This window comes from Pseudorhizobium flavum, assembly GCF_044142885.1.
In the GTDB taxonomy this organism is placed as follows: Bacteria; Pseudomonadota; Alphaproteobacteria; order Rhizobiales; family Rhizobiaceae; genus Neorhizobium; species Neorhizobium flavum.
In genome coordinates this window covers 37,424-51,711 of sequence record NZ_JBIOKZ010000006.1, presented here as the reverse complement: position 1 = coordinate 51,711, position 14,288 = coordinate 37,424, and the positions used below count along the sequence as shown (strand labels likewise).

Here is a 14,288-nt window from a genome sequence, read left to right as displayed (position 1 = left end):
TCTCCCGTTCTTCCCGGAAGAACAGCAAGCTTGACGGAATGTTCCGGGGAGCACGCTCAGCCGGCATCCACCAACGCGCCAACATGCTCGCCGATGGCGAGGCAGGAGGTGAGCCCCGGTGATTCTATGCCGAACAGGTTGACGAGCCCCGGCACGCCATGCGCCTGCGGCCCCTGGATGACGAAATCCTGCGCCGCAATCTCCGGCGGGACGATCTTCGGGCGGATTCCGGAATAGGCGGGGATCAGCGATCCGTCGGCAAGACCCGGATAGTAGCGGCGAATGCCCCGGTAAAAGCTCTCGGCCCTTGTCGGATCGACTTCGTAGTCGAGGCCGTCCACCCATTCGACATCGGGCCCGAAACGGCCTTGGCCGGCAAGGTCGAGCGTCAGGTGGATGCCAAGCCCACCCTTTACCGGCACCGGATAGATCAGCCGCGAGAACGGCGTGCGACCGGTCATCGAGAAGTAGCTGCCCTTGGCGAAATACCCCGTCGGCACCCGGTCCTGCGGCATGCCGGCAAGCGATCGAGCCAGCAGAGGAGCACCGTGACCCGCCGCGTTGACCAGCAGCCGGCAGCGCAGCGCCATGGGCTCGTTGCCACCGACCTCGATCTCGATTCCGGCCTCCGTCACGCGCCCTCCGAGAACGGGCGACCGCAGGGCAAGCAGTGCCCCGGCATTCTCCGCATCACCGAGCAGCGAGGTCATCAGTGCATGGCTGTCGATGATGCCGGTCGAAGGCGAAAGCAGCGCACCTGTAGCCGACAGCGCCGGCTCAAGCTCCAATGCCTCCGCTGCGGAAATCTGTCTAAGATCGTCCACGCCGTTCGCTGTCGCCCGGGCCGCGATAGACGGCAGTACTGCGAGTTCTTCGGCGGACGTGGCGACGATCAGCTTTCCGCACTGGCGATGCGGCAGGCCGCGCTCCCCACAATAACGATAGAGGGCATGCTTGCCTGCGACGCACAGTCGCGCCATCAGGCTGTCCGCCGGATAGTAGATGCCGGCGTGGATGACCTCGCTGTTGCGGGACGATGTGTCGGTTCCGATCGCCGGTTCAGCCTCGAGGATCATCACATCGCGTCCGGAAAGCGCCAGCGTCCGGGCAATTGCCACCCCGACGACGCCCGCCCCGACCACCACGCAATCCACTTTCTCCACGTCGCCCTCTCCAATGCTATGCTGCTTCAGAGTGATAACCGAAGAAAGGATCGTCGACAAAGCCCCTCATTTTATCCTCCCGCCATCCCGGTTGCGTCTTAAGTCTACTTGCCGGAGGGATAATTCCGGCGGAGTCTGGTGACGGGAGCAGCCGGTTTCAACCGGGCGAGCAGGAACTATGGTGGGGACGATAGACGGGATGGAGGCAATGGCTTGACGCCACGAACTTCCGGTGAGGCGGTGGCCGGTGCGAGCGCTCCGCTGATTGCCCTCGACACCGTCGTCCTCGATACCGAAACCACCGGGCTCGACGTCCGCCAGGATCGCATCATCCAGATCGGTGCGGTGCGCATGCATGGCGCCGATATCCTGGAAAGCGAAGTCTTCGACGTCATCGTCAATCCGGGGATCCCTATCCCGCCGGCTTCCAGCCGCGTGCACGGCCTTTCGGATGCCGACGTCGCGGGGCGTCCCGGTGTCGCCGAAGTCCTGGATGGGCTCAGGGACTTCATCGGCAACCGTGTCGTCGTCGGTCACTCCATCAACTTCGATCTCGCGATGCTTCGCAACGAGGCGCATCGCCATGGGGTGCACTGGAAGGAACCCCGCTGGCTCGACGTCGCATTGATGTCGGTGGCAATCACGCCGGGCCTCGTCAGCCCGTCGCTCGACAATCTGGCGCTGACCTATGGCGTGCAGATCGAGGGGCGGCATACGGCGCTGGGCGACGCCCTTGCGACGGCCGGGGTCTATGCCGGAATGCAGCCGCGCCTCCTCGGCAAGGGCATCCGCACCCTTGGCGAAGCGGAGAACCTCGGACGCTCTGCAACGACGCTCGTGGAGCAGCAGCAGGGCGTCGGCTGGTTCGAGCGCCCGGCCGGCAAGCCGGATTTTGTCCACACCGCGATCGAGGTCGGCAGCCAGCGGGCGATCGACAGCTTCCTTTACCGGCAGCGGCTGGAAGACGTGATGAGCAGTCCGCCGATCACCGTGGATGCCGGCGCCTCCCTGCACGAGGCCGCCCGCCTGATGGCCGACAAGGGCATAGGCTGCGTCATCGTCAGGCAGGCCGATGGGCCGCATGGGATACTGACCGAGCGGGATGTCCTGCGGGTCCTGGCGGACAAGGGTCCGGAGGCCGGGGCGACGCTTGTCGGCACGATCATGACCTCGCCCGTCATTACCGCCCAGGGGGACACCTTCCTCTACCGGGCGCTTGGCCTGATGGCCCGCCGAAACCTTCGCTATCTCGGCGTTCGCGACGAACATGGTGATCTTGCGGGCGTCTTCACCTTGCGCACGCTCCTGCGGGAGCGGGCGCTGTCGACGCTGACGGTGGGCGACGAGATCGCCACCGCGACGAGGCCACGCGAGCTTGCCCGGGTCCAGTCCGCCTTGCCTTCCCTCGCCTCGGGATTGATCTCCGATGGCCTCAATGCGCAGGCGGTGGGGGCAGTGATTGCTGCCGAAGGCCGGGCCATGACGGCACGCGCGGCGGAGATCGCCGAAGGGGAACTACTCGCCGCCGGCCACGGTCCGCCCCCGGCGGAGTACGCCCTGCTCGTTCTTGGCTCGGCCGGGCGCGGCGAAAGCCTACTGGCGGCGGATCAGGACAATGCGCTCGTGATCGACGACGACTACCACGGCGACCTCGATTCCGACGGGGACTGGTTCAGCCGCTTTTCCACCCGCGTCAACGAGATCCTTGACCGCGCCGGCGTCCACTACTGTCGCGGCGGCGTGATGGCGAAGAACCGTCCCTGGCGCCGTACCCAGGCGGACTGGCTTCGGCAGGCGCGTATCTGGGCGAGCGAACCCTCGCGGCAGGGCTTGGCGAACGTCGACATCTTCTTTGATCTTGCGCCTGCCTATGTCTCGTCGGCGAAGGCGACCCGGTTGGCGGACAGTCTTCGTCTGGAATCCGCCCATGTCGCGCGGCACTCGCTCGATCTGCTGCGGATGCTTGGCGAGGACGCCGCAGCACGCTACAGCCAGCTCGGCATGTTCGGCCGCATTCGTAAGGACAATGGCGGACGCGTCGACCTCAAGAACGGCGCCCTTCTGCCGATCGTCTCCGGTGCACGCGTCGTCGCCCTGCGCCACGGCATCTTCGCCCATACCACTCCGGAACGTCTGCGGCAGGCCGCGGCGGCCGCCGGGCGCTCGCAGGCCGATGCGGCCTTGCTTGCCGACATGCACGGCTTCCTGATGCGCCTGATCCTGACCCAACAGATCACCGATATCGAGGCCGGGCTGAAGCCAGGCGGCACGGTTGACGTTTCGAGACTCAGCCGGCGTGACATGGACCGGCTGCGCGATGCGCTCCAGCATGTCGCCCTTGTTCGCAATGTCGTGCGGGACCTCCTGCAGGTGCCTTGAGTGGTCGACAGTGCCGCTCAGGCGAGCTTGAGGACGCTGTCGATGACCTCGCGGCCGCCGACCACGCCGCTGAACTCCTGCCAGAGGGTTTCGGCAGTCTTCCGCCAATCCTCCGGCCGTTCCGGCTGGAGCACCTGCGTTCCCTGCGAGACAGCTAGGTCGAGCGAGGCCTCTTCGTCCGCCGCCATCCAGCCATTGAAAACTTCGCTCGCCTCTGCGGATATTTCCGCAAGCACCTGCTGCTCCTCTTCCTCGAGGCGATCCCAGAAGTTCTCCGCGTAGAAGACAACGCCCGCGGAGCGGATATGCGCCGTCCGGGTCAGGTAGGGAACGACCTCATGCAGCTTCAGGCCTGCATAGGCGGAGATGGTCAGGTCCATAGCGTCGGCGACGCCGGTGGAGAGGGCGTTGTAGGTCTCGGTGATCGGGATGCCGACGGGGATCGCACCGAAGCGGCTCCAGAGGCTCGTGTGGAGCCGGCTCTGGATCACCCGCATCGTCTTGCCCTGCATCTGCTCCGGCAGCGTGATCGGCTCCTTGGCGAGGAGGTGACGGGCGCCATAGTCGATGAAGCCGCTGGCCACGAATCCGTGACTCGCGAGCCGGCGGACAAGATCGCTGCCGACGTCGCTCCCGACGACGCGGCGCAGGTGAGCGGCGTCACTGTATAGGAACGGCAAGTCGAGTATCTGCAGCTCCGGCACCCATGCGGTGAGGGTCGAGACGGTGCAGAGGCTCGCCTGGATAGAGCCGAGAAGTGCGCCATCCGCCACCTCCTTCTCGCCGCCCAGAGCGCCATTGGGGACGATCCGGAAGCGGAAGCGTCCGGGAAGACGCTCCTCCGCCCTGTCGGCGATCCAGCGCCAGATCCGGGTTTCGGGCTTCTCCTCGCCCAGAAGCGACGCGACCGTGATGACGCTCGTGCGCGCCGAGGCCGATCGAAGGAAGGCGGGGGATGCGAAGACGGGAGCCAGACCGGCTGCGGCGAGAAGCGTGCGGCGCGTGATCGAAGTCATCGGATATCCTTTCAGAAAAACAGTGCCAGAAGGCAGAGGACGAGGAGGGCGCAGAGCAGTGCGACAAGATAAGGAATGACCGCCCTGAAAAGGGCTCCCACGGGAACACCTGTCGTGCCGCTGACCACGAAGACGAGCATGCCGACCGGCGGTGTCAGACCTCCCAGCATCAGGTTGACCACGGCGATCACCCCGAACAGGACGGGGTCGATGCCTGCGCCCACGGCAACCGGCAGCAGGATCGGGCCGAGAAGAAGGATCGCGGCGCCAGTATCGAGGACGAGGCCGGCGGCGAGCAGGACGAGATTGCAGAGCAGGAGAACCTGCCATGGTGCCTCCGCAAGCGACCCCGCGAGATCGAGGACGGTCCCGGCCACACCATCCACCGCGAGCAGGAAAGCAAAAGGCGCGGCGGCGCCGATGAGGAGCCCGATTGCGGCCGCCTCGACGCCAGCTTGCCGGAAGATTGAGGCGAGGCCTCCGCAAGTTGGCCGGGTTGCAAGAGCAAGCAGCAGCGCATAACCGGCTGCGACCGCTGCGGCCTCGGTCGGGGTGACGATGCCGAAGCGGATGCCGCCGAGGACCACGACCACCAGTCCCAATGCCGGCACGGCAGCCAACAGGGCGCGGGATCGCTCCGCGCCGGTTGCCCGGGCGCTTCGGTTGCTGTCGCCGTTCGCGAGACGGATCGCTACCGCCAGGCAGGCCGCCATGAGAAGCCCGGCATAGGCGCCGCCTATCAACAAGCGTCCGGCCGAAATATCCGTCGCGGCTGCCAGCAAGAGAAAGGCAATCGAAGGCGGGATGACATTGTCGAGCACAGAGGTGGCCGCGATAATCGCCGCGGAGCGTTCCGGGGGGTAGCCGTGACTGACGAGATGCGGGTGGAAGGTGGATGCGCCGAATGCGGCGTTCGCGACCGAAGAGCCGGATGCTCCCGAGAAGAAGACGCTGGTCAGAAGCGCAGTCTGCGCCAGACCGGCCCTCCTGTGGCCGACGAGGGTTTGCGCCAGCCGCACCAGGCGCTCTCCGGCTCCCGAGAGGGTGAGCATACCGCCGCAAAGCAGGAAGAAGGGAATGGCGAGCAGGAGGAAGCGCGACATGCCGGATGCTGCGGTGGAGACGATGGCCGGCTCCGACAAGCCGCTTCCAGAGGGGATCGCGAACATGACCCCGGCCAGCAGGCAATGGGCGAGCGGGGCGCCAAGCAGGAGCGTCGCACCCGCGGCAAGTGCGGCAACGGCGCTTGGCAGCATGCTTGAGCCAAGGTCCGCCTGCGGCAGGAGAAGCGCAAGTGCTGCACCCGCAGCCACTGATAAAAGGCCGAGGAAGCCCCTGCCCTCGCCGATACGGACCAGCAGCAGCATTGCAAGAAGGAGCGCTCCGCCTGCAGCGAGGCACCAGAAGCGCACATGTTCAGGGAGGCCGAGAGCGGGCGAGACGGAACGGAGCGCCGCTGCAGCCTCGGCACCGCCCGTGAGGAGGAGACAGCCTGCCGCCGCACTCGTCCCGTCAGCGCAAAGGCCCGCAATCCGGCGCCCCTCGTGCGGCAGCAGCCGGGTCAGGATGTCAAGCCTCAGCGAAAATGGCCCCTGCAGGCTGAGCGGCAGGCCAAGACAGATGAGCGCCAGGAAGAGCCAGAGCGCGGCCTCCTCGGTGCCTGCGAAACCGGTCCTGGCGCCATAGCGGAGGCCGACGGTTACCAGGACAAGCAGGAGAAGCAGTGCGAGGAGCAGACCCGCCCCTGCCGACAGCACCTGCTCGACGCGCAGCGCCATCCGGGTGGCATGGATGGAGGCACGCGACCGAGGGACGGGATGAGGCCCCGACGACACCGATACTTCCTGCCTGCTCTCGCTGCAGCCGGAGACCATTTCAATCATCCGCCGATTTCGACCGCAAGGTCTTCGACGGTCGGCGCCTTATCGATAAGCCCACTCTCCGCCAGGAACGCGCCGAAACGCTCATAACGGCTTCTGTCCAGCGCAGCCGGACGTTTGGCAAAGCGCGGAAGGGTGTCGCGGAAAGCCTGGCGGTTGAGTTCGTCGTCGAGATCGGGATATGCCGCGATGAACAGCGACCATGCTTCATCCGGATGATTGGTCAGGAAGATGCTGGCCTCTTCCACCGCCTGGAGGAACCGCCGCAGGCGACCATCGTCCGAGAGATCCTTGTGGGCGATGAAGATCAACTCGTCATAGACGGGCACGCCATGCTCCTCGGGAAAGAACGAGCGCGCCTCGCCTCCAGCGAGCCGGATCTGGGTTAGTTCGAAGTTGCGGAATCCACCGACCGTTGCGTCGACCTGCCCCCCGAGCAGCGACGAGGTCAGCGCGAAGTTGACGTTGACGAGTTCCACCTCGTCGAGAGCCACGCCTTCGGCGGCGAGCATGCGCTTCAGCATGGCATCCTCGAAGCCCGAGACAGAAAAGCCGATCTTCCTGCCCTTGAGGTCCGCAAGCGTCTTGATAGGCCCCTCCGCGAGCACCGTCACCGTGTTCAGCGGCGTCTCCACCAGCGTGCCGAAGCGGACGAGCGGCAGACCGGCCGCGTGGTCCAGATAGAGGTTCGGCTGATAATGGACACCGACATCCGCCTGTCTTGCCGCAACCAGTCGCGGCACGGAGGACGGATCGGCAGGCGGGATCAGTTCCACATCAAGGCCTGCCGCTTCGAACAATCCCTTCTGCTGCGCGACAATCATGGGAGCGTGGTCCGGGTTGACGAACCACTCCAGCATGACCGTCAGGCGATCGGCGGCGTGGGACGGTACCGGCCAGGCAAGCATGGCAGCGACGGCCCAGGAAAGAAGATGTATTCTCATGAATGTTTCTCCGGCTAACTATCTTGGATCGGTGTGGTGGACTTCCGGCGCCCATGGGGTGATGCGGGCTGTCGCGACATCGACCGCAAGCCGCAGCACGAGGGTGAGCACGGCAAGAAGGACCATGGCGGCGAAGACGATGTCGGTCTGCATGCGGGCATTCGCCTGCACCATGACAAAGCCAAGCCCGGCCGACGCCCCGACCCATTCGCCGACCACGGCGCCGATCGGCGCAAGGGGCGCGGCAACGCGAAGGCCCGAGATCAGGCCCGGCAGAGCCAGGGGCGCGCGGATGTAGCGAAGGGTCTGCCAATGGGTCGCCCGGGTCAGCGCAACGGCATCGAGGATCGCAGGTTCGGTCCGGCGCAGGCCATCAGCAAAGGCGGAGGCGACCGGGAAGAAGATGATGATCGTCGCCATGACGGCCTTGGAGGCGATCCCGAACCCGAACCACAACACGAGGATCGGCGCCAGCACGAAGACCGGCAGCCCCTGCAGCACCAGGACGGCCGGCCAGATCAGCCGGCCGGCACGGGGGAAGGCGGCGGCGGCAAGCGCCGCGAGCGCACCCAGAACGGCGCCACAGGCGAGCCCGATGGCGATCTCGGCGATGGTGACCAGGCTGTTGCGAAGCAGGAAACCGCCCTGGCGGGCGAAGGCGGCAAGGACGTCCGCCGGCGGCGGCAGGATATAGGCCGGGGGATGGAAGAGCCATATGCCGGCCTGCCAGAGCACCAGCAGCCCGACGAGTCCCATCCCCATGTGACGGGGTGGCATGGCTCGACCTAACGCATCGATGAGGCGGCTGGCGGGCGTCCTGTCCGAGGGCTAGGTCTTGAAGAGTATGGCATGGTTCGATCTCCCGACGTCAATCACGGAGATCCAGGCAGAGCGGAGAAGAGAATTGGCGCCGAAAGGCCGTTTCCGTTCCTACGCCGGTATGACCCGGATCAGGTTCAAGGGTCCGGCTCACCGCCATCTCAGCACCGTTACGATGCCCCCCTCGGAATACCGCCATGTTTCATGAACCACGCGGACATGTCAATCCGGGTCCACAGCCGACGCTCAGGCGTGCCGACTTCATTACCCTCCATGCCAAAGAGATCGGCAGACCCGCCCTCGACGGTCGGGCCCGCCTTCGCGGACAGCTTTACGCTGTTCCCCAGATCGTCTGCGCGGTCTTCACGACGAGCTCGAGCTTGCGCCGCTGGTCTTCCTCGGTGATCGCATTGCCGTGCTCGGTCGATGCGAAGCCGCACTGCGGTGCAATTCCCAGCTGATCCATGTCCACGTACTGGGAGGCCGCCTCGAACTGCTTGCGCAGCCAGTCGATCGATTCCAGTTCCGCCGTCTTCGTGGTGATGAAACCAGCCATGATTCGCTTCTTGCCCTTCGGCAGGAGCTTCAGCGGCTCTAGTCCGCCGGCACGGTCGGTATCGTATTCCATGAAATAGATATCGACGCTGGTCTTGTTGAAGATGGCGTCGGCGGCTGCGTCGTAGCCGCCGGTGGCAGCGAAGGTTGAGCGGAAATTGCCGCGGCACATGTGCATGCCGATGACCATGTCGGACGGACGATCCTTGATCGCCTCTTCCAGCATCCAGGCATAGCGGTCGATCAACCAGTCGGGATCCTGCCCCATGGCCTTGCGCTGCTCGCGCTGCTTCGGGTCGCCGAGATAGGCAAAGAAGATATCATCGAGCTGCAGGTATCGGCAGCCGGCCGCGTAATAGGCGGCAACGGCCTGACGATAGGTCTCGGCGATATCCGCAAAGAGCACGTCGGGATCCTTGTACTCGGCAGGACGGACGTCGGCCGGGTCGGTGCGGAAATGCACGCAGGAAGGACCGGGAATCGAGATTTTCGGGAAGACACTGGTGTGGTCCTTCACGAAGGTGAAGTGCTCGAGCATCGGGTGGTCCTTCGGGAAGCCGAGCTTGCCGTTGATCACCGGATGCACCGGCGGGATCTGCGTGCCGTGGAACTGCACGCCCTCTCCGCGGGTCTCCATGTCCATGCCGTCCAGCATGCCCATGAAATCGAAATGCCAGAAGGCGCGACGCGCTTCACCGTCGGTGACAACCTTCAGGCCGACCTCTTCCTGCATCTTGATGAGTTTCGGGATCTCCGCATCTTCGATGGCGCGCAGGGTCGCCGCATCGGCGCGGGCGGCGCGTGCCTCGGCAATCGGGCGCGGGCGAAGAAGACTGCCGACATGGTCGGCGCGGAAAGGTGGTGTCGGCATGCTGATCCTCCAGTTGATGTCGCGCATTCCGGACGGGATCAGAAGGATCGATCCTCATCCTCCGTGGCGACCGCCTTGCCGATACCACAGGATGAGCCGGAACCGGAGAGGAAATCGTGTCCTGTCCGACTGTTCCGTTTGCGCAGTCGCGATGTCGCGAAAGAACATCTCGGGACGGCTCCTCCTCTGCTAGCCTGCAGGTGTTCGGCGCCGCACCCGTTGTTGCATCGAACAAAGAATGACCGGCCCAAAGTCGATATGGAGCGACTTGTTGCGGTGGGCGATCGGGCGACGGCGCCAACAGGCGACCGATGCGCAGCTAAGCCATCCAACGGTCCCGCGAAGGGATGAAGAACATGGATGTGCGCGACGACATGCTTCGCCGGCTCAAGGCGCGAGCCGACGGATTCAGCCTTGAACAGCCCTTCTACATCGATCCCGATTTCCATCGGGTCGATCTCGAGGAGATCTGGTACAAGGACTGGCTGTTCATCGGCCATGATTGCGAAATCCCCCGCGCCGGCAACTACTTCACCGTCCAGGTCGGCGACTATCCCGTCGTGATCGTCAGGGGCAAGGACGGAGTCATCCGTGCATTCCACAACACCTGTCGCCACCGCGGCCATCGCGTCTGCACGCAGGAACGCGGCGCATCTGCACGGCTCGTCTGTCCCTATCACCAGTGGACCTACGATCTCGACGGCTCTCTGGTCTTCGCGCGGCAGATGGGCGAGGACTTCGACAAGGCACAGTTCGGGATGAAGCTGGTCGCCTGCGAAAGCGTCGCCGGCTATATCTTCATCTGCCTTGCTGCAACGCCCTCCGACTTTGCACCGGTGCGCGCTTCGATCGAGCCCTACATGAAGCCGCACCGGCTGTGGGAGGCCAAGGTCGCCCACCGCAACACGATCATCGAAAAGGGCAACTGGAAGCTCGTCTGGGAAAACAACCGGGAATGCTACCACTGCGCCAGCAATCATCCGGAACTCTGCCGCACCTATCCGGAGGCTCCGAGCGCGACGGGCGTCCAGGGAGCCAAGGACGATCCGGTCATTGCCGAGCATTGGGCACGCTGCGAGGCGGCCGGGCTGCCGAGCGAATTCCGGATCGACCCTTCGGGCCAGTTCCGCACCGCCCGCATGCCGCTGATCCAGGATGCCGAAAGCTACACGATGACGGGCAGGAGAGCCGTCCGCCGGCCCTTGTCGGACGAAGTGACGACCTCGCATATCGGGACCATGCTGCTCTTCCACTATCCGACGACCTGGAACCACATCCTCGTCGACCACGCGATCTCCTTCCGCGTCCTGCCGCTATCGGCGGAGGAGACGGCGGTCACGACGACATGGCTCGTGCACAGGGATGCAGTCGAGGGAGTGGACTACGATCTCGATGAACTGACGCATGTCTGGAACATGACGAACGACCAGGACCGGCGGATCGTCGAAGAGAATGCCTTCGGCATCCGCTCGCCCGCCTACGAGCCCGGTCCCTATTCGCCCGAGCACGAGGGCGGGGTCATGCAGTTCGTCGAATGGTACACGACCTTCATGACAAACCGCCTGCAGGGTAAGGCGGCGCCGCTTTCGGCGGTGGCATGAGATGAACATGGTGCAGCCGACCTATCGCCACTTCGACGAGATGCGCCCCTGGTCGGACCGGGAACACCGCCTGGAATGCGTCGCCGTCACGCCGGAAGCTCCCGACGTGATGACCTTCACCTTCCGGCCCGACCGGCCGGGCGTCTGGTTCCGCTACCTGCCCGGGCAATTCGTGACCCTGGAGATTCCGGCGAGACCGGAGCCCCTGATGCGGACCTACACGCTGTCCTCCAGTCCGTCTCGGCCGTATACGGTTTCAGTCACGGTGAAGGCACAGAAGGGATCGCTCGGTACGCGTTGGATGTTCGACAATCTGCGGCCGGGCATGGCGGTGAAGGCCTTCGGGCCACAGGGCGATTTCTCCTATGCGTGCCATCCGGGCGACAGATATCTCTTCATCTCCGCCGGGTCCGGCATTACGCCGATGATGTCGATGACGCGTGACCTTGGCGACCGGTCGCCCGACAGCGACATCACCTTCCTCCATTGCGCCCGCTCGCCCGACGACATCATCTTTCGCTGGGAGCTGGAGGCACGGGCTCGCGACATGCCGCAATTCACGCTCGGCCTGATCGTCGAGCAGTTGTCGCGCGGACAGCTGTGGTCGGGACTGAAGGGGCGTATCGACAAGGCAAAGATAGCGCTGCTGGCGCCCGATTTCCTCGACCGCACCGTCTTCTGCTGCGGGCCTGAGCCATTCATGGCGACAGTTCGCGAGTCGCTTTCGGGTGCCGGCTTCGACATGGGCAACTATCACGAGGAGACATTTCACCCGGTTGCGCCGCCACCGCCGGTCGCCACCGCCGACCATCATGGTGGTGTGGAGCCGACCAGAATCTTCTTCTCCGCCTCCGGCAAGGAGGGCGCCTGCGAGGCCGGCCACACGATCCTGCAGGCGGCGCGCGCCGCGGGAGTACGTATCGCCGCAGCGTGCGAATCCGGCCTCTGCGGCACCTGCAAGGTCCGCAAGCTCGCCGGCGAGGTCGAGATGAATCACAATGGCGGCATCCTCGACGACGAGATCGATGATGGCTTCATCCTCGCCTGCTGCTCCCGCCCGATGGGCGACGTGGAGATCGAGGCCTAGCCTGCGTGCTTGCACGGGCGGTGCTGTCGCCCGATCGCCGGAAAGGCGGAATGCGTGCCCGCGTTACTAACACCGCACGAAATAGGTTGACGTCGAAGTCTGTGGCTTCAAAGTCGGGCGCGACGGGCTGCACAACGCGCTCGATCGGCGCGAGGCATGACATACACAGAGGACTTCACGACATGACCGAATTCACCACCCGTCCCGAAATTCTCGGCACATTCGGCGTCTTCACCTCGACCCACTGGATTGCCTCTGCGGTCGGCATGAGCATCCTCGAGAAGGGCGGCAATGCATTCGATGCAGCCGTGGCGGCCGGTTTCGTGCTGCAGGTCGTCGAGCCGCACCTGTGCGGACCCGGCGGGGACATGCCGGCCGTCATCTATTCGAAGAAGCGCGACAGGATCGAGGTCATATGCGCCCAGGGGCCCGCGCCGAGAAGGGCCACGATTGAGCACTACACCGCAGAAGGGCTTCGGCTGATCCCTGGCGACGGACTGCTCGCGACGGTCATCCCCGGCGCATTCGACGGCTGGATGCTGATGCTTCGCGACTATGGCACCATGTCAGTCCGGGACGTGCTGGAACCTGCCATCTACTATGCCGAGCAGGGGCATCCCGTGCTGCCGCGCGTCTCCGCGACGATCAAGGGGATGGCAACACTCTTCGAGAAGGAGTGGCCGACATCCTACCAGACCTGGCTGCCGGGCGGCTCGGTTCCCGAGCCTCTCTCCAACTTCCGGAATCCGGTGCTCGCCGAAACCTGGAAGCGCATCATTGCCGAAGCGGAATCCAGGTCCGGTCGCGAGGAGCAGGTCCAGGCCGCGCGCGACGCCTTCTATCGCGGCTTCGTTGCGGAAGCGATCGACCGCTACCTCCAGACCGCCGAGGTCATGGATGCCAGCAAGCAACGCCACAAGGGGGTGCTGACGGCGGAGGACATGGCAGGCTGGGAAGCAACCATCGAGGAGCCGCAGACCTACGACTACCACGACTGGACGATCGCCAAGACCGCCGCGTGGGGACAGGGCCCGGTGCTGCTGCAGTCGCTGGCACTGTTGAAGGACTTCGACATCGCGTCGATGGATCCGGCCGGCCCCGATTTCGTGCACACCCTGGTGGAATCGATGAAGCTCGCCTTCGCCGACCGGGAAGTCTACTACGGCGACGTCAACTTCTCCCAAGTGCCGATCGACCATCTGCTGTCGGACGCCTACAACCGCGAGCGCCGCAAGCTGATCGGGGCGCAGGCGTCACATGAACTGCGCCCGGGGCGCGTTCCCGGCTACGAAAACCAGTACGACCTCACGCTTGCCATGCTCGACGAGATGAGCGGCAAGGGCGCCGTCTACGAGCCGACCATGGCACACCTGTCAGAGAAGCGGGGCGACACCGTTCACATCGACGTCATCGACCGGTGGGGCAACATGGTCTCGACGACGCCATCCGGTGGCTGGCTGCAGTCGTCACCGATCGTGCCCGGGCTTGGCTTCGCCCTGAATTCGCGCGCGCAGATGTTCTGGCTGAAACCCGGCCTGCCGACATCGCTTGCGCCCGGCAAGCGGCCGCGCACGACCCTTACTCCATCGCTCGCACTTCACGAAGGACGCCCCACCCTTGCCTTTGGCACTCCGGGTGGTGACCAGCAGGATCAGTGGCAGCTGCCCTTCTTCCTCCGCTATGTCCATCACGGAAAGAACCTGCAGGCGGCGATCGACACACCTCTCTTCCACACGTCGCACTTCCCGGGCTCCTTCTATCCACGCACGAGCTCACCGGGGGAGATCATGGTCGAACGTAATATCGGCGCGGATGTCCTCGACGAGTTGCGGCGCCGCGGTCACAAGGTCACCGTAGCCGACCCGTGGACGGTGGGACGCCTCACGGCTGCAAGGCGTGATGCGGACGGGCTTCTTCGCGCAGCGGCGACACCACGGCTGATGCAGGCCTATGCCGCGGGAAGATAGTCGACG

The 14,288-nt window shown here is 64.9% G+C and carries 10 protein-coding genes and 1 riboswitch; of the genes, 4 read left to right on the top strand and 6 right to left on the bottom strand.

Annotated elements, in window-relative coordinates; all coding sequences use genetic code 11:
• Positions 1-56 precede the first annotated feature (56 nt).
• Positions 57-1,163, bottom strand: a complete 1,107-nt coding sequence (locus ACEPP2_RS12910) for an NAD(P)/FAD-dependent oxidoreductase (RefSeq protein WP_395516843.1) — start codon at positions 1,161-1,163, stop codon at positions 57-59.
• Positions 1,164-1,376: 213 nt separating this feature from the next.
• Between ACEPP2_RS12910 and ACEPP2_RS12905 the strand changes: the two genes are divergently transcribed.
• Entirely contained in the window at positions 1,377-3,542 is a 2,166-nt protein-coding gene (locus ACEPP2_RS12905) for a DUF294 nucleotidyltransferase-like domain-containing protein (RefSeq protein WP_395516842.1), read from the top strand.
• A 17-nt stretch (positions 3,543-3,559) separates the two neighbouring features.
• Here ACEPP2_RS12905 and ACEPP2_RS12900 read toward each other — a convergent pair whose 3' ends face one another.
• The 5 genes from ACEPP2_RS12900 to ACEPP2_RS12880 form a co-directional block, all read right to left on the bottom strand.
• Entirely contained in the window at positions 3,560-4,558 is a 999-nt protein-coding gene (locus ACEPP2_RS12900; RefSeq protein ID WP_395516841.1) for a TRAP transporter substrate-binding protein, read from the bottom strand.
• A gap of 11 nt (positions 4,559-4,569) precedes the next feature.
• On the bottom strand, positions 4,570-6,336 hold the full coding sequence (locus ACEPP2_RS12895; RefSeq protein WP_395516949.1) for a TRAP transporter large permease subunit: 1,767 nt from the start codon (positions 6,334-6,336) through the stop codon (positions 4,570-4,572).
• 101 nt (positions 6,337-6,437) lie between these two features.
• Positions 6,438-7,382 carry an ABC transporter substrate-binding protein gene (locus ACEPP2_RS12890; protein ID WP_395516840.1) on the bottom strand — a complete coding sequence of 315 codons (945 nt, stop codon included), beginning with the start codon at positions 7,380-7,382 and terminating at the stop codon, positions 6,438-6,440.
• Positions 7,383-7,400: 18 nt separating this feature from the next.
• A complete protein-coding gene (locus tag ACEPP2_RS12885; RefSeq protein ID WP_152341477.1) occupies positions 7,401-8,159 on the bottom strand; it encodes an ABC transporter permease in 759 nt (252 codons plus the stop codon).
• 133 nt (positions 8,160-8,292) lie between these two features.
• A riboswitch (TPP riboswitch) is annotated at positions 8,293-8,396 on the bottom strand.
• A gap of 136 nt (positions 8,397-8,532) precedes the next feature.
• A complete protein-coding gene (locus ACEPP2_RS12880; RefSeq protein WP_395516839.1) occupies positions 8,533-9,627 on the bottom strand; it encodes a 5-methyltetrahydropteroyltriglutamate--homocysteine S-methyltransferase in 1,095 nt (364 codons plus the stop codon).
• 356 nt (positions 9,628-9,983) lie between these two features.
• Here ACEPP2_RS12880 and ACEPP2_RS12875 point away from each other — a divergent pair, with 356 nt between their 5' ends.
• From ACEPP2_RS12875 to ACEPP2_RS12865, 3 genes are all read left to right on the top strand, one after another.
• A complete protein-coding gene (locus ACEPP2_RS12875) occupies positions 9,984-11,228 on the top strand; it encodes an aromatic ring-hydroxylating oxygenase subunit alpha (RefSeq protein WP_152342021.1) in 1,245 nt (414 codons plus the stop codon).
• Between the two features lies 1 nt (position 11,229).
• A complete protein-coding gene (locus ACEPP2_RS12870; RefSeq protein WP_152341480.1) occupies positions 11,230-12,315 on the top strand; it encodes a 2Fe-2S iron-sulfur cluster-binding protein in 1,086 nt (361 codons plus the stop codon).
• A 182-nt stretch (positions 12,316-12,497) separates the two neighbouring features.
• Positions 12,498-14,282, top strand: coding sequence for a gamma-glutamyltransferase family protein (locus ACEPP2_RS12865; protein ID WP_281977835.1), 1,785 nt, complete (start codon positions 12,498-12,500; stop codon positions 14,280-14,282).
• The last annotated feature ends 6 nt before the right edge of the window (positions 14,283-14,288 follow it).